The sequence below is a fragment of the Pseudooceanicola sp. genome (genome assembly GCF_029213205.1).
Lineage (GTDB): Bacteria > Pseudomonadota > Alphaproteobacteria > Rhodobacterales > Rhodobacteraceae > Pseudooceanicola.
On the sequence record NZ_JARGNH010000018.1, the window covers coordinates 1 to 16,195 of the forward strand.

Consider the following 16,195-nt stretch of genomic DNA (forward strand, 5'->3'; position numbering starts at 1 on the left):
CGGCCATCGCGCCCAGTTCGGCTCAGGCATTTGGCGGTGAAAATCAAGAAAATGAAAGAACAAGAAATAGGCCGTGTGCAGCACTGCCAGCCACCACAGAACATAAGCGCCCTGCTGGGTGTATTTCCACACGGACGTGCCAAGTACCCTTTGGCTGAAATTATTCGACGTACCGGCAAGCACAAAGCCGTAGAGCAGTGCCGCGATCCCAACCACATTGGCCAGCGCAAACCCGTGCTGAAGCATCACGTAGCGTTGCAGCTGGGGGTGATACTCAAAACCGAACAGCCGTGCAAAATCAAGCTCGACCCAGCCGATCAGTATGATGATGGTATGCACCGTCGCCGCCAGAACCGCATAAATACCGAGCTCGCGTCGGTACGGCATGAGCTTCCGTAAAAAGGGCGCAGACGACAAGCGTGCGAGCGGCCCAATCGCCATTGCAGCAACGATGAGCAGCAGTGAAAGATCCCCCAGCGCTCGGTTGTAGCGGTGCATCTCCGACCACTCGGCACGCGAAGCAAGCAGCAGGTATCCCGTCAGCACGGACGTTCCTATGATTAGTACGTGCCGCAGAAGGGCGGGTTTTTTCATCATGGTTTCAGATACCGTATGTTTGCAGTCTTCCAAAGATGTTTTAGGCAGGCAAATAACACATCAGATCGGCTTTCGCTTCCAATCAGCGTTCAACATTCTGCAGAGTGTTAACGTTTGGTATGAAAGCGGGAACCCGGCTGGCATACCTGTCCCAGCCAGCGCCGAACCGTTCTCGGCTGTCCTTCTCCTCGCCGCGGGCCAGCCGTGCGTACATCCAGACCAGTACCGGAAACATGGCCAGCGTCAGGAGGGTCGGCCATTGCACGAGAAAACCAAGCATGATCAGAACGAACCCCACATATTGAGGATGGCGAATGCGGGCATAGGGGCCTGTCGTCGCAAGCAACCCCTGACGCTGCGCATTCCACAGATGGTGCCATGCCACGGATATGAGCCAGAAGCCGCCGCCGATAAAGACGAAGCTCAGGAGGTGGAACGGCCCGAAATGTGGGTTCGATTGCCAGCCGAACATCATTTCGGGGAGATGTCCGCTGTCGTGGGCAAACCAGTCTACCTCCGGCCAGGTCGATTGCAGCCAGCCGGAAAGAAAGAAGATGGTCAACGGGAACCCGTACATCTCGGTGAAGAGAGCTACGACAAAGGCGCTGAACGCTCCAAAACTGCGCCAGTCGCGTTTTGTCTGGGGCTTGAAGAAACTGAAGGCGAAAATGATGAACACCGCCGAATTGATAAATACTAGCAGCCAGAGTCCATAGGAAGCACCTGCATCGGTCATTACTGGTCGTCTCCCTTTCCGTGCCCGCCGTGGCCTCCATGACCGCCGTGCATGAAGAAGTGCATTCCGACGCAAAGCAGCAATGGCAGCCAGATCAGCAATCCGCTGCTCAGGATGTGCACCCGGTGCTCGTAACCCAGGAGAAGGACGCCAACTGCCAGCGCAACGATCAGATAGATGCCGGCGCGTGATCGCCAGAATGAGGGCGGGCGGTGGGCATGCTCTGATTGACTTTGATTAACATGTGATGGATCAGGTTGATGGGTCACGTTGTGGCTTCCTTTCTAGATCTTTGCGCCGCGAAGGCGCAGCGAATTGAGCACCACCGATATCGACGAGGCGCTCATGGCGAAGGCGGCAAACATCGGGCTGATGAGGATGCCGAAGAACGGAAACAGCACCCCCGCCGCGACAGGCACGCCAGAGGCGTTGTAGATCAGTGCGAAGAACAGGTTCTGCCGGATATTACGCATGGTGGCCCGTGCGAGCCGCCGTGCGCGCACGATACCGTCGAGGTTGCCCTTGACCAGCGTGATGCCCGCGCTTTCGATGGCCACATCGGCCCCGGTGCCCATGGCGATGCCGACATCGGCCTGGGCCAGGGCCGGCGCGTCGTTGACGCCATCGCCGGCCATCGCCACCTTGCGGCCCTGCTGCTGCAATTCCTTGATGATCCGCGCCTTGTCCTCGGGCAGCACGTCGGCCCGGATCTCGTCAATGCCGAGACGTGCGCCGATCGCCTTGGCCGTGCGCTCGTTGTCACCGGTGGCCATGATGACGCGGAATCCCAGTGCATGCAGGTCCTTGATGGCGGCGGGCGTGGTCTCCTTCACCGGATCGGCGACAGCGACGAGACCCGCGATCTCGCCATCCAGCACCACGAACATCACCGTCTCGCCCTCGTCGCGACGGGCATTTGCCTTGGCGGTCAGGTCGCCGGCCTCAAGGCCAAGGTCCCGGATCATCGCCAGGTTGCCTAATGCGACCGCCTTGCCGCCCACGACGCCCTTCACGCCCTTTCCTGTGACCGCCTCGAAGTCGTCCGCGTCCGCCATATTCACATCGCGCTCTTCCGCGCCGCGCACGATGGCCTCGGCGAGGGGGTGTTCCGATCCGCGCTCCAGCGATGCGGCGAGACGCAGGACCTCGGCCTCGTCGTGACCGGGTTGCGGCAGGACGGCGACAAGCTGCGGCTTGCCCATCGTCAACGTGCCGGTCTTGTCGACGATCAAGGTATCGACCTTCTCGAACCGCTCCAGCGCCTCGGCGTTCTTGATCAGCACCCCGGCCTGGGCCCCCCGCCCCGTTGCCGTCATGATCGACATCGGTGTCGCCAGGCCAAGCGCACAGGGACAGGCGATGATCAACACGGCGACAGCCGAGATCAATGCGTAGGACAGCGCCGGGGATGGCCCCCAGACCGCCCACGCGATGAAGGACAGGACCGCGATACCGATCACGGCCGGAACGAAATATCCCGCCACCTTGTCGGCATACTTCTGGATCGGTGCGCGCGAGCGTTGCGCGTTCGACACCATCTCGACGATCTGCGCGAGCATCGTGTCGGACCCGACACGCGTCGCCTCCATCACCAGAGAACCGGTGCCATTGATCGTCGCGCCGGTCAGCGGGTCGCCCTCGGTCTTCTCCACCGGCACAGGTTCACCTGAGATCATGCTTTCATCGACCGAGGACCGGCCGTCCAGCACAACGCCATCGACCGGCACCTTGTCACCGGGTCGCACGCGCAGCCGGTCCCCGACCTGTACGTCCTCCAGCGGAATCTCCTCTTCGGACCCGTCGTCTCGGATGACCCTCGCGGTCTTGGCCGCCATGTCGAGAAGCGCGCGGATCGCCTTGCCGGTGCCTTCACGGGCGCGCAATTCCATCACCTGGCCAAGCAGCACGAGCGTCACGATCACCGCCGCCGCCTCGAAATAGACGCCGACATGACCTTCGGCGTCGCGAAATCCGTCCGGGAATATGCCGGGTGCCAGAACGGCGACGACGCTGAAGAGCCAGGCCGCGATTACCCCCATACCGATGAGGGAGAACATGTTGAGATTCATCGTCCGGAACGAATTCCAGCCCCGAACCAGAAACGGCCAGCCGCACCAAAGAACCACCGGGGTCCCGAAAACCAACTCGATCCAGAGGGTTGCGCGCTCGCCGAAAATCTCGCGCACTCCCGGAAAGCCGAGATAGGGACCCATGGTGAGGATCAGAAGCGGAATGGTCAGTACCGTGCCAACCCAGAAACGCCGGGTGAAATCCACCAGTTCGGGGTTCGGGCCGTCGTCCATCGGGACCCCGGACTCAAGCTCCAACCCCATTCCGCAGATCGGGCAGGAGCCGTGCTCGACCTGGCGAACCTGCGGGTGCATCGGACAGGTGTAGACAGCGCCGTCATAGCCCTCCGGGACGGTATCATATCTGCCGTCCGCCGGGGCGGCACCAGCGTGATGGTCATGACCGTGGTGATCATGCCCGGCATGGTTGTCGAGCTCCGCCTCGGGCACAAGATGCATCCCGCATTTCGGGCAATCGCCCGGACCGTTCTGCCGTAGCTCAGGGTGCATCGGGCAGACGTAAATGTTGGATTCGGTTTCATGTGCAGCATGGCTTACTTGGTCGTTCATTCGGTTGTCCTCTCGGCGGGATTCGGGTCCAGCCTAATTGTTCCAGCAACTGGAAGGTCAAGGGCTGTCACGACCGAAAGGATCGCTTCGGCCAATAGACCGGCAATTCCGATCGCATTCGTTGGATGGGGTATGGTGTCGGTGGTGATGATTCTTGCCGCACCAGCCGACAGAATGGCGTCCTGAGCGCCGTGCGCAAAGACCGCATGGATAGCCAGGCAGACAGGCGCGGCGGTTCCAGCCGCAAGCAATCTTTCGACGGCGCGTGCCATCGTGACGCCGGAAGATGCGATGTCGTCGAGGATCACTGGCGTGCCTTCGCGCAGCGCCGCGCTTTCCGGCACACTGACATCGACACTTCGGTCACCAGATCTCACCTTGCGCAAGACCTCATAGGGCCGTCCCGCCAGCCGGGCCACCTCGGCGACCCATTGCTGGCTTTCGCTGTCAGGGCCCAGAAGAACGGCGTCTGGCAGGTTCGTGCTGATCCAGGTCGCAAGCAGCGGGGCGGATACGGCGCGAATGGCAGGCATCGGGAAGACATCCTGCAGCCGGGCGATGCGGTGCAGATGCGGATCGACACTCACCAGCCAATCGAAGCTTTCCCCCAGGAATTGCGCAAAGAGCGGCGCGCTGACCGCCTGCCCGCGCTCGAAGCGGCGGTCCTGCCGCATGTAGCCAAGATAAGGCGCGATCAATCCGACGCGACGCGCGCCCATCTCGCGCGCCGTCGCCGCGGCGAAGCGCAAGGGCAGGGCTAGGCGGTCGGGATCGCGCAAAGTCGCCAGAAATGCCACATCGGCCCCGTCCAGATCGCCGGGCAGCGAAATCAGGCTTTCGCCATCGGGGAAGTGGTGCCAGTCGAGAGTGAGCAGGTCCGCCCCAAGCGCGGGTGCCAGGTCTTCGGCAAGCGGCCTCATCTCGGGAAACGCGACAAGGATCATGACACTGCCTCGGACAGCGTGAGCACGCCGGTCTGGGACTCGGCATAGGCCAGGGCATAGGCCAGTTCGCCTGGTGTCTCGGCATGAAGCTCATAAAGCGGCTGGCCCTTGTCCACCCAATCCCCGATCCGCACCAGAAGGCGGATGCCTGCGCTCTTCTGACGCGGGGCACCGGCCAGTTTGGCGATGCGGGCAATCCGGCGGTTGTCCACGGCCGTCAGTTCGCCCGCATGCGGGGCAAGTATCTCGATGCGTTGCGCGGCGGTGTCGGGTTCGTGGAAACCGCCCTGTGCCGCGCAAATTGCCATGAACTTTGCCTCCGCTGCACCACTATCGAGAAGCGCCTGCGCGCGGTCCCGCCCCCGCCCAGCAACGGCGTGCGGTGCGAGGTCCAGAAGATGCCCGGCCAGATCCAGCGCCCGCGCACGCAGGTCGCCAGGTGCATCCGGCGCGCGCCGCAAAACCGCGAGCACGTCGTGCGCCTCCAGCGCCGGGCCCATGCCACGTCCCACCGGGGCCACGCCATCGCTGATATGTAGCGCCAGGTTCAGACCCAACGCCTTGCCCACCGAAGACAGCCGTATCCCGAGAGCCTCCGCCGCTCCGGCAGACCGCACCTTGGCCGTTGGTCCGACCGGCATGTCGATCAGAACATGGGTGGCACCGGCGGCCGCCTTTTTCGACAGTACGCTCGCTACGAGTTGACCGGTGGAGTCGAAATCGAGGGGGCGTTCGACACGGATAAAATGATCGTCGGCAGGACTGAGGGCGAGCCCGCCACCCCAGACGAGGCAACCGCCCTCGGCTTCGACCACCCGGCGCAGCGCGGCGGCGTCAAGCGCGACGGGCGCCATTACCTCCATGGTGTCGGCGGTTCCGGCAGGCGATGTGATCGCACGGCTCGACGTCTTGGGGATCAGATGCCCCGCCGCCGCGACGATGGCGACGACGATGGGTGTCGTGCGGTTGCCCGGCAATCCGCCGACGCAATGCTTATCGAGGACAGTGTGCTGCCCCCAGTCGAGCGTCTGCCCTGCTTCCTTCATGGCGCGGGTCAGCGCCACGGTTTCGGCCTCGTTCAGCCTGTCGCCGGCGCAGGCGGTCACGAAGGCGGCAAGGTCGAGGTCCGATAACCGGCTGTCGAGCGTGTCGTGCACGATCGTCGCGAACCCGGCCCGGTCCAGCCTCTCGCCATAGGCTTTCGCCCGGATCATAGACGCCGAAGCGGGCGGTTCAGGGTGCGAGAAAACGGCTTCGTCTCCAATCTCAGCGCCAAGCGCGGCCCACGCGGAAACGGACAATGCCGCCTGGTCCACGGCAAGCCATGCTCCGCGGCCGACGACATTCAGGGTCGCGATGATCCAGCGGTCCTTCAGGTCGATCCGTATGCGTGTCTGGGCAGCAAACCCCTCGGAACGGCAAACGTGACAGTCTTCATGCATGTAGACGACCGGCTGCCGGTAGGTGTCGATGCGGGAAGAGACCAGGGCAAGCGTTTCGGTCATCGCGGCCTGTCCAGGTAGACGGATTCGAGATGTTCGGGCACGCGCGCGGATCGCCCTAGCTCGTGTTCGACGCGGAATCGCAGGGTATCGGCGGCGACAGGTTCCCCATGGGTGAGATAGGTCATCTCGGGGGCGGGACCGGCGGACATCCAGCGCAGGATCTCATCGGCATCGGCATGTCCGGAAAAGGACTGGAGCTGAACCACTTCGGCCTCGATCGGGAACTCCCGTCCGAACATGCGCAATGTCCGCGCGCCTCCGGCCAGCGCCGCGCCGCGCGTGCCACCGGCCTGGAAACCGGAGAGCAAGATCGCGTTCCGCCGATCGCCGCCGAAGCTGGCCAGATGGTGCAGGATACGCCCGCCGGTCAGCATTCCGCTGGCGGAGACGATGATCATCGGGCCCTGGCGCGTGTTCAGCTCCTTGGATTGCTCGACCGTGTTTACCCTCTTGGCGATCTCGAACATCGCAATGCAGTCTTCGCGGCTGACGTGGTGCTCGGCGTGATGACGGTGATAGATCTCGGTCGCATTCACCGCCATCGGGCTGTTGAGGAACACCGGGACATAGGGAATATCGCCGCGCTCCATCAATCTCGCAATGTGCAGCATCAGCCCCTGCGCCCGTCCGACGGCAAAGGACGGGATCAGCACCGTGCCGCCGCGGGCAAAGGTGCGTTTGAGGATCGGAGCCAGTTCGGCTTCTGGGTCCACGTCGGAATGGGACCGGTTGCCATAGGTGGACTCGCAGACCAGAACATCTGCTCCGCCGAATGGCTGGGGCGGTCGCATCAGCGGATCGGGATCATGGCCCAGATCGCCGCTGAAATGGACAACCCTGCCGCCGACCTCAAGCCGGATCTGCGCCGCCCCGAGCAGATGCCCCGCCGGAATGAAACGGGCCGCGATGCCGTCGCCTAAATCTATTCGCCGGTCGAAGGGGTGAAGATCAAAGCGGTCCAGCGCGGCCTTTGCATCCTTGAGCGTATAGAGCGGTTTTGGCTTCTTGTGTTTGGAATATCCCTTCCGCGCGGCAAAGCGCGCCTCTTCTTCCTGGATATGGCCGCTGTCGGGCAGAATAAGCCCGCACAGATCTGCCGTTGCCTCTGTGCAAAGAACCCGCCCGCGAAACCCCGCCCGGATTAGTGCCGGCAGATATCCCGAATGGTCCAGATGGGCATGGGTGAGCAGCACAGTGTCGATGGTGTTGACGCGCACAGGGAACGGTTTGCGATTGCGCGCACGCAACTGCTTGAAGCCCTGGAACAGGCCGCAATCGATCAGGATGCGCCGCCCCATGGCTTCGATCAGATAGCGCGATCCTGTCACCGTCCCGGCGGCGCCGAGAAAGCGCAGTTTCGGACGTTCGGTCGGAATCATGTTGCTGCTCCTCTTGCCGCGATGGCGTTGTAAAGGCCGCCGAAGATCAGCGCGGCGTACCAACCGTAGAGGAAGCTCTCGACCAGCCCGATGATGAAGCCCACCGGGGTCAGCCAGACGAAACCGGGCAGCAGACCGGACCAGGTTTCATACATTGCATAGCTGGGAAAGATCAGATCGAAGGCGATGCACACAAGGTAGGTCAGCGCCAGAAACAGGCTCAGCGCCCAGCCCAGAGGCATGATCGGCAGATGCCCACGCCCTGCCCCGGCATTCCCGCCCATGACGCAAGCCCCGCACGTCATGCGCAGGGCCAGGAAAAGGATCACAGCGACTGCGGTGAAGTAGAGGATGGGCATCATGGCTTGCTCCTTTCTTGTCGTGGATCAGCACGGAGCGCGAACACTCCCGCCGGACGGCATCGGTTCAAGATGGGCGCGACTGGCGCACGACGCCCATCCTGCGTGGGATCGCCTCAGTTCTGGCCGCAGCAGCAGCCGGATTTGGCCGGTTTTGCCTTTGCGGGTTCCGCGACTTGCGGTTCGACATTTGCTTTCGGCTGCGCGTCGGTCTTGCCACCGCAACATCCGCCCTGTTTTTGCTGTGCTGTGTCTTGCGTCTGAGAAGTTGATCGGTCGTCCATCTGGACCTCCTTTTGTTTGGTTTCGTTCTATAGACGCGCCCCGACCGGAAGCATTACAGAAATTGGCAACCTGTCGGTCTTCGTTAGTACAGGAGCAAGTGTATCGCTCTGCCGTAGGAAGGCGTCGATATTGCAGACAGAGTTACTGCATCCCGGCAGGCTGTCGGCTGACCGGTGCCATAGGTTACAGCAGCCGCCGCGCGGCCCATCCGATCACCTCGAAACCTCGCGCGCGCCAGCTGCGGGAATGCCAAGCCCGAAGAGTGACTTCGCGGGCATCCGAAAGATCTTGCAGATATTGGGCCTGCAACTGCCCTGCCAGCACGCGGTCATGTGCGACCAGAACCAGCTCCTGATTGACGAACAGGCTTCGGTAGTCGAGGTTAGCTGACCCGATGATCGACCAGCCTGTATCGACGACCGACGTCTTGGCATGCAATGGACGGGGCAGATACTCGTAGACCCTCACGCCCGCCGAGAGAAGCTGCGCATATGCCGCCCGCGTCGCCCAGCCAGCGACCATAGGATCGCTCGTGCGAGGCACCAGCAGACGGACGTCCACGCCGCGACGCGCGGCATCCTGCAGCGCCCGGTCGACCACGGTGCCCGGACCGAAATAGGGCGACGTCAGATAAACGCAGGTCTGTGCCATCCCGATCAGTCCCGCGTGCAGACAGGCAAGCCTCTTTTGACACTTGCGCGAATAGCTCGGCACCAGCAGTCCTTCGCTTGCGTCGGCCTCTTCGGGAATGGCGTTTGCCGGAAGCGGGCGGGCGTCCTGCCAGAGCCGGTCGAAGTGGCTTTCGGCAAGCGTCGCCAACGGCGCCGGGACACGCACATGTGTATCGCGCTGGCGAGTCTCGCCGTGAAGCCGACGCGAGTTCAACCGGCGGATGTTGAAACCGCCCAGGAACGCTTCCCGGCCATCCACAATGAGAAGCTTGCGGTGGTTGCGTTGGAAATATCGCAGCGGGTGTCGGAGATCAAAGGGACGAAACCAGCGAAACCGCACGCCGCTGCGTTCCAGTTCCCGCCGAAACTTGTCGAAATTCCGCTGGCCGGCACCGAAAGCGTCGAGATGCAACCGCACGTCAAGCCCGGTTCGCGCTTTGGCTGCGAGCAAGGCGACAAAACGCGCCCCGACTTCGTCGGCGGCAAAGATGTAGGATTCCATCCAGATCGTTTCGGTCGCGCCCTCTATCGCCGCGAGCATCGCATCGAAAAGAGCATCTCCCTCGACGAACAGCTGGAAAGCGCCCCGCCCTTCGCCCAGATTTGGCACACAGATCGCTTGCCGGGCCTGCCGTATGGTCACGGGAATTTGACGAGGTGCGTGCGAGTTGCTCATAATCGCGGCTTACCGCCCCACCGGTCCAGTCGCAACATCGTCGGCACGACGTCGGCGCTATGCTTGGAACGCGAATTCGCAAGGAAGCACATCCGTCAGGTGTCCGCTACTTCATGCGCGCCGTGCTGGCACCAGACACAATCGCAGTTGTTGTGGCTGCAACTGCGATCCTGCAAAGGGTTGCGATAGCGAAATCGGGCGAGCGGCAGCAGCAGGCGCTTAGGCAATGACAGCCGGTAGGCCTGGCCCAAGGAGTCGTCCGTGTCGTTTGATCCCAGCTTTCCGACCAGGTAGTCGATCCCGCGAGGCCCGCGTGTTCGCCGATCACCGGGTTTCTGCCCTGCATCGCGGTGCGCGGCAATCGGACATTCCCGAAACCCCCGAAGCCTCTCGGTCTTTGCATTTGCAGCCCGGCGTGACGTTCGAAATATGCCACCGTCGCGGCTAGATATTTTGCCTGATCGCGAAAGCCCGAGAACATGCAACTGGCCACCGTGCCGCGCCCCTGACGCACGAGCAGATAGGCGTAGCCCTTCGGGGCAATCTCCGCCCCGAACGCCAGCCACGTGCCATCGGCCATGGTCGTGTCAAAGACGTAGCCCACGGCGATGATATCGGCCCGCCGCGGCCCGCCTGCCAGGATCATATTGCCGGCGGTTCTCTTCACGCGATCATTGAATCGCACCTCTACCCCCGCCGTACGCGCCTGATCCAGCAAGGCCCTGTCGAGCGTTCCCGCTGCATTGCCGCGTCGCAACAGGTAGAACAGGGGTTTCGATCCATGCACCCGGTGCGCTGTGGCGCGGCTGTCAAAGACGACGCCTTCCGTCACGCCAAGATGATCGAAATCCGCGGCGCCCCCTGCCTCCGCCAACTCGCCCAGAACGTTCCCGGCGGCGGTCCAGTTTTCAAGGCCTTGAAAGTCGTCGTGGAACCGATGGCCGACATCTTCGTGCCATTCTCGCACCACGACCCGACGATTGGCCTTGGCCAAAACGATTGCACAGACCAGACCTGCGGGACCGGCCCCGACGATTTCAATCGTTTTGTCTTCAGGGTCGGCGGCACCTGGCGTTAGCGCCATCATACGAACCCTCCTCGATGCGATCGACGTCCTGACAGGCCGGGTTTATCTGCGCAATGTGAGTCAGATCCCGTAAGCCCAGGCCGGCAGTCGTCCCATATGGACCTCAACCATCCTGACACCGGGCACGTTTTCGACGGCAACCCGGATCGCATTCTCCTCGAAATCGCTGTCGGCGACACCCCAGACGGCGACATTCCCCTTGTCCACCGTGTAGTTGATGAGGTTGACCGCTGCACCGGGCACTTCTTTCAGAGCCTCTTCAATCTTCGCACGCAGCACGCGGTCGTCCTCCGACGGCTCCGGCAGCGCCCCATCCTGAAGCGCCGACAAGGCGTGGAGCAGGTTCGCACGGCTGACGATGCCGACCACTTTGTCGGATCTCACCACCGGCACGCGCTTGATCCGGTGCTTTTCCAGAAGACGCGCGATTTCCGCGACATTCGTATCCTCTTCTACCGAAACCACATCCCTTGTCATCACGTCTTCGACCCGGTGGCTTTTGAGCTTCACGAAATCCTGTGCGGATTCGCTTGCCCCGCCAAGCACCTCGAGCCACCATGACCGGCGTGGTCCGTCTGTTTCGCGGACACGCCGCATGAGGTCGCCTTCGCTGACAAGTCCCTTGAGGTCGCCTTCGGCGTCAACGACGGGCAGCGCGCTGATATTGTGGTCGAGCATCAAGCGTACCGCGTCCTCGATTTGTCCCTCCAGCGGGACCGAGATCACCGATGTTGTCATGATATCCCTGGCTTGCATGTCATAGTCTCCTTCTTGAATTTTGGCTGGTTCAGCACGTCAGGTGCCGATAACGAGTTGCAGGTCGTCGCCCAGATTATAGGGCGGGATGTCGAGGTTGCGTGGGGCCGGCCCCTTCCGGATCCGGCCCGAGGTATCGTAATGCGATCCGTGGCACGGGCAGAACCAACCGCCGAATTCGCCCACCGCCGACCCATCCTGGCCCAAGGGGATACAGCCGAGATGGGTACAGACACCGATAACGACCAGCCATTCGCCATCCTCGCCCGCCACGCGGTTTTCATCCAGTGCTGGCTCTTCGCCACTTGCGTTCGGATTCTCGCCCGCTTCGTCAACCGGATCGGGAAGTTGGTCGAGATCGACGGCTCGTGCAGCCTCGATTGCGGCTGGTGACCTGCGCCAGACGAAGACCGGGCGCCCCTGCCACTTCACCGTAATGCGTTGGCCCGGTTCGACACCGGCAAGATCGACCCTGACCGTGCCGGATGCGGTCACATCCGCAGAGGGGTTCATCGAATTGATCAACGGCCAGACCGCCGCGCCTGCGGCAATCGCGCCGGTTGAGGCCGTTGCATAATACAGGAAATCGCGGCGCTCTGTTGTGGGTAATTGATTGGTTTCGTCAATGGTCTGGCGCATCATGATTCCTCCGATTTGACGTTCATTTTGGCTGCGGCGACAGGGCTTTCGACGTGAACACCCGCATCGACATGCAGCACCTCGCCCGTGATGCCGCCGGTATAGTCGCTGGCGAACAGCAGGGCGGCGCGGCCCACCTCGTCGGCCGTGACGTTGCGCCGCAATGGGGCAACTCGCGCGGTCGCGTCCAGAAGACCCGCAAAGTCGGTCAACCCGGACGCCGCGCGGGTCATCACGGGTCCCGCCGAAATGGCGTTGACGCGGATGTTCGATGGCCCGAGTTCGTGGGCCAGATAGCGCACCGTGGCCTCAAGCGCCGCCTTCACCGGCCCCATCACGTTGTAATTCTCCACCACACGTTCGCCGCCGAGATAACTGAGCGTGATGAGGCTGCCGCTGCCTCTCATCAGGGGCTCAGCCAGATGCGCCATGCGGATCAGCGAATGGACGGACACATGCATCGCTTGGGAAAACCCTGCAGCCGAACAGTCAGTCAGGCGGCCATGAAGGTCGCCGGGCGGCACGCTGCCCACGGCATGAAGGATGAAATCCAATTTTCCCCAGCGGTCCGTGATGGCGTCGAAGACAGCGTCGAGTTCGTGCGGCGCATTCACGTCACAGGGCAGCAGGATCGGCGCTTCGAGACGTGCAGCTAATGGCACCACATGAGGTTTGGTGCGCTCATCGACATAGGTGATGGCGAGCTCGGCACCCGCTTGACGGAAATGCAGGGCAGCAGGCCACGCCAGACTGCGATCATTGGCGATGCCGACAACCAGACCTTTCCGGCCGGACAGATCAAGCAGTTCCGCAGGATCGCAGCATTCGGCGAAGTCAGGCATCTTTGGACGTTGCCTCGGTATCGGCGGAAGCTTCGGTCTTCTTGTCGTGCGCACCATGACGCTTGGTCGACTTGCTATGTTCGTGTCCGCCATGTCCGTGCCCGAAAAGGTGCATTGCGGCCATTCCGCCGAAGACGAGAACCAAAACCCAGTTTTCAAAAAGCCATTCCATATTCGTTCACTCCATTTTTGATGAGTCGGACGGTTTTTCCGCCTGTGTGGTTGCTGCGGCGAACGGGAAATTGCCGAACATCGCGCCAAAGACATGGGTGATCCAGGCATCGCGTCCCTTGCGCCATGCGCCTATACCCTCGCCGGTGCGCGCCGACAGCGCACGCTCAGCGACGATCGCGGGGTGGTCGTCCGGCAATGGTGAGCGCGTCTCGCGCAGCGTTTCGGCGGTGGACTTGATCAGGGCCATCCACGGGTTCACCTGTTCGGAGAACATCGTTCTGGTCCAGCGCATGGGGTGCAGCGCACGGAGCGCCTCGGCGCTGGCCGGGGTCGTCGCGGCGCGGATCCAAGGACTGACGAAAGTCGAATAGACCGCCTCGTTGATCCGCGATATCTGCGCCACTTGTTTCAAGGCCGCATCGTCCGATGCAATGCCCAGATCATCGACCTCGCGCGGCTCGAATCGCACCTCAAAATCGCCGGTCTCGCAGTCCGGGTCACCCGACGGGTTGTCGATCACCATCTCGTAGAGACCCGGGGAAAGGGCCTCGACATCGTCCAGGCTTTCCAGAATCGCACGATGCTGGAGCCGCGCGACAGAGCCGGAGACGAAGATGCCCAGATGCCCGACACGCGGATGCGTCATATAGACGATGCGCTGCCCGGCTGCCTTGAGCGCATCGGTATCGGGATAAAGCTTGCCAATCCACCCCATTGCCTGTTCGGGCGGCGTGATGTTGTCACCGTCCGAGGCGAAGATGATCAGCGGATTGCTGATGCGCTTAAGATCGACGGTGCAATGCGCATCCAGCTGCATCTCGCCCTGTTCCAGCCGGTTGCCGATGAACAGGTTCTGCGTGATGCCGAGGATTTCCTCGCGGCTGAGCGTGTAGTATCCATTCCACCAGCGTTCGAACTCAAGGAACCGCTCGCGTTCGGTGTCGGCATGGGCAAAGAGGTTCGCGTATTTGTCCCAGATCGCCTTTTCGGGTTGCAAGGTCTCAAAATTCTGTGCCAGCCAGGCACCGTCGAACCGCCCGTCCCCCAGATCGGAGATCATATGGGCGGCCCATGCCCCGCCCGACAGTGCGCCCATCATCCGCATCGGGCTGCTTGCCGCCTCGCCCGACCAGTAGCTGAGCGGTGAGCCGTTCAGTACAATCGGACCGGTCAGACCGTCGCAATCCGCCGCCAGCAGCGTGGCCGCCCAACCGGCCTGGCAATTGCCGTAGAGCACGGGGGCTGTGTCCGGGTGACGGCGAGCGACCTCGGAGACGAAGTCGCGCAAGGCATAATGCACATCCGACAGCGTCTGACCTGGCATGGGCTCGGGGTAGAAGATCACGAAATAGACCGGATGGCCCTCGTGCATCGCCATGCCGACCTCGCTGTCGCGCTTGAAGCCGCCGATACCGGGCCCGTGCCCGGCGCGCGGATCAATGACGATCACGGGCGGCTTGGCCTCGTCCACGCAATCGTCCCAGCAATCGTCGCCGACCCGCGTGATCCTGAGCAGCGCGTAGTTGGCCGACCGCTCAAAGGTGCGTGCGTCCAGCAGCAGTTCGTAATCGAAATCCAGAAGCGGCGGCATGCCCTGCCGCTCATGCGCGATCATATTGTCGGCGCGTTCACGCAGCGTGTCGAGAAGCAGCACCCAGCGTTCAAAGACGTCTTGGACGTAAGGCACGTTACTAGCGGTCGTTGCGTTACCGGAAGCGGGTGCAAGAAATTGTTCCGGGGTCACTGTCGCAAGGCGCAGGCTCTTATTCATCATCAGCTTCCTTTTGATTGGTGGTGTCTATGGAGGGTCGTCCAGCGAGCATCCCACGCACGAAATCCTTCGCCAAATCCTCGCGCAGACCGGAAAGGAGATAGGTCGCATCGCGAGACGCAATACCCAGCGCGCGTGCCGCAAGCGTCGGGGGTTGTTTCATCACTTCCACACGGTTGAACAACGCGCGTGCCATCGGGGCATCTGCGTATGCGGAGGTCTCAGCGCATGCGCAGGTCATCCGGGAAAAAAAGACGCGAGGATCAGCATCGGATGATGGTTGACGGGGTACCCCCGCGTTCCGATCCGGCGTCTTCCGTGGCATGATTAGGCTACTCCTGCGGTTGAGCCTTTGGGCACAGTCACAGAAGAAGACGTTGGATCATGGAAATCGTTACAGAGCTGACGGCGCGGCGATCAGGATATTTGTCCGTCTTCTTCGCAGTCAGTCTGGTGTGTGTCATTCTCGCAGCCCTCGGGCGGACAATAACAATCGTCGCGGTCCTCTTGGCAGCACTTGCCGCAATGCGTCGTCAGCGCCTCGCGCAAAGCAGTGCGTGCCCGGTGTAGCCGGACACCAAGTGCGTTGCGGTTAAGCTGCAGATCGGCTGCCACGCTTTCGCGATCCTCTTCGCCGAAATCGATGCGCCGGATCAGTTCGGCATCCGCCGGGCGCAGTTCGGAAATCAGCCCGCCATGGCAGGTGCACAGCCGTGCCATCTGTGAGGGCGCATCGGCAATCCATTCCTCTGGTTCGCGCGCCGCCGCCGCCGCCAGCCGGCTACGCCGGGTCCCTTTGCGGTAGTGATCGTTCAAAGTGGACCGCAGGATTGTGTAGAGCCACGCATCCATTCGTTCGACCTCTCGGAGCTGATCCTTGCGTGACAGCACGCGGATGCAGAAGTCTTGCAGGACATCCTCTGCATCTGCGCGGTTGCCAAGCCGTTTGACCAGAAATCCCATAAACGCTCCGCGCCCGTCCAACAGGGCGCGTTCCGGCGAAGCGTCGGGCACATCGGGCTTGCCACTGTCTTGCGATGCCATGATGTCTCTGCCCTTTCCAAGAGGTTTGCGAAGGTGCGATCAGCGCTGATTCGAGCATTGTCTCTCTAACGTACAATGCGCGCAGTCATTC

The 16,195-nt window shown here is 62.1% G+C and carries 18 protein-coding genes; all 18 read right to left on the reverse strand.

The window, feature by feature from the left end; translation table 11 throughout:
• The coding region (locus tag P1U48_RS13075) for a ferric reductase-like transmembrane domain-containing protein (protein ID WP_301069504.1) at window positions 1-594 on the reverse strand (594 nt) is incomplete at its 3' end.
• Window positions 595-679: 85 nt separating this feature from the next.
• Window positions 680-1,333 (reverse strand): isoprenylcysteine carboxylmethyltransferase family protein, encoded by a 654-nt coding sequence (locus P1U48_RS13080; RefSeq protein ID WP_009820154.1) that lies wholly within the window; start codon window positions 1,331-1,333, stop codon window positions 680-682.
• Entirely contained in the window at window positions 1,333-1,602 is a 270-nt protein-coding gene (locus P1U48_RS18205; RefSeq protein WP_366142888.1) for a DUF2933 domain-containing protein, read from the reverse strand. The genes P1U48_RS13080 and P1U48_RS18205 overlap by 1 nt, the downstream gene beginning before the upstream one ends.
• Before the next feature lie 15 nt (window positions 1,603-1,617).
• A complete protein-coding gene (locus P1U48_RS13090; protein WP_366142892.1) occupies window positions 1,618-3,912 on the reverse strand; it encodes a copper-translocating P-type ATPase in 2,295 nt (764 codons plus the stop codon).
• 56 nt (window positions 3,913-3,968) lie between these two features.
• Window positions 3,969-4,916 (reverse strand): ribose-phosphate diphosphokinase, encoded by a 948-nt coding sequence (locus P1U48_RS13095; RefSeq protein WP_301069509.1) that lies wholly within the window; start codon window positions 4,914-4,916, stop codon window positions 3,969-3,971.
• On the reverse strand, window positions 4,913-6,421 hold the full coding sequence (locus tag P1U48_RS13100) for a thymidine phosphorylase family protein (protein WP_301069510.1): 1,509 nt from the start codon (window positions 6,419-6,421) through the stop codon (window positions 4,913-4,915). The genes P1U48_RS13095 and P1U48_RS13100 overlap by 4 nt, the downstream gene beginning before the upstream one ends.
• Window positions 6,418-7,800 carry an MBL fold metallo-hydrolase gene (locus tag P1U48_RS13105; RefSeq protein ID WP_301069511.1) on the reverse strand — a complete coding sequence of 461 codons (1,383 nt, stop codon included), beginning with the start codon at window positions 7,798-7,800 and terminating at the stop codon, window positions 6,418-6,420. The genes P1U48_RS13100 and P1U48_RS13105 overlap by 4 nt, the downstream gene beginning before the upstream one ends.
• The gene (locus tag P1U48_RS13110) at window positions 7,797-8,162 is read right to left on the reverse strand and encodes a DUF5676 family membrane protein (RefSeq protein ID WP_301069513.1); all 366 of its coding nucleotides are present in this window, start codon (window positions 8,160-8,162) and stop codon (window positions 7,797-7,799) included. The genes P1U48_RS13105 and P1U48_RS13110 overlap by 4 nt, the downstream gene beginning before the upstream one ends.
• 113 nt (window positions 8,163-8,275) lie before the next feature.
• A complete protein-coding gene (locus P1U48_RS13115; protein ID WP_301069514.1) occupies window positions 8,276-8,443 on the reverse strand; it encodes a hypothetical protein in 168 nt (55 codons plus the stop codon).
• Between the two features lie 184 nt (window positions 8,444-8,627).
• Window positions 8,628-9,791 (reverse strand): phosphatidylserine/phosphatidylglycerophosphate/cardiolipin synthase family protein, encoded by a 1,164-nt coding sequence (locus P1U48_RS13120; RefSeq protein ID WP_301069516.1) that lies wholly within the window; start codon window positions 9,789-9,791, stop codon window positions 8,628-8,630.
• 106 nt (window positions 9,792-9,897) lie between these two features.
• Window positions 9,898-10,878: an NAD(P)-binding protein gene (locus P1U48_RS13125; protein ID WP_301069517.1), complete on the reverse strand. Its 981-nt coding sequence runs from the start codon at window positions 10,876-10,878 to the stop codon at window positions 9,898-9,900.
• 60 nt (window positions 10,879-10,938) lie between these two features.
• Complete coding sequence (locus P1U48_RS13130) at window positions 10,939-11,634, reverse strand: CBS domain-containing protein (protein WP_301069518.1); 696 nt, start codon at window positions 11,632-11,634, stop codon at window positions 10,939-10,941.
• Between the two features lie 39 nt (window positions 11,635-11,673).
• Complete coding sequence (petA, locus tag P1U48_RS13135) at window positions 11,674-12,276, reverse strand: ubiquinol-cytochrome c reductase iron-sulfur subunit (RefSeq protein ID WP_301069519.1); 603 nt, start codon at window positions 12,274-12,276, stop codon at window positions 11,674-11,676.
• Window positions 12,273-13,115, reverse strand: coding sequence for an enoyl-ACP reductase FabI (gene fabI, locus P1U48_RS13140; protein WP_301069520.1), 843 nt, complete (start codon window positions 13,113-13,115; stop codon window positions 12,273-12,275). The genes petA and fabI overlap by 4 nt, the downstream gene beginning before the upstream one ends.
• A complete protein-coding gene (locus tag P1U48_RS13145; protein ID WP_301069521.1) occupies window positions 13,108-13,287 on the reverse strand; it encodes a hypothetical protein in 180 nt (59 codons plus the stop codon). The genes fabI and P1U48_RS13145 overlap by 8 nt, the downstream gene beginning before the upstream one ends.
• 6 nt (window positions 13,288-13,293) lie before the next feature.
• Entirely contained in the window at window positions 13,294-14,976 is a 1,683-nt protein-coding gene (locus tag P1U48_RS13150; protein ID WP_301069522.1) for a DUF3141 domain-containing protein, read from the reverse strand.
• A 76-nt stretch (window positions 14,977-15,052) separates the two neighbouring features.
• Entirely contained in the window at window positions 15,053-15,256 is a 204-nt protein-coding gene (locus tag P1U48_RS13155) for a hypothetical protein (protein ID WP_301069524.1), read from the reverse strand.
• 221 nt (window positions 15,257-15,477) lie between these two features.
• Window positions 15,478-16,104, reverse strand: coding sequence for an RNA polymerase sigma factor (locus P1U48_RS13160; protein ID WP_301069525.1), 627 nt, complete (start codon window positions 16,102-16,104; stop codon window positions 15,478-15,480).
• Window positions 16,105-16,195 lie beyond the last annotated feature (91 nt).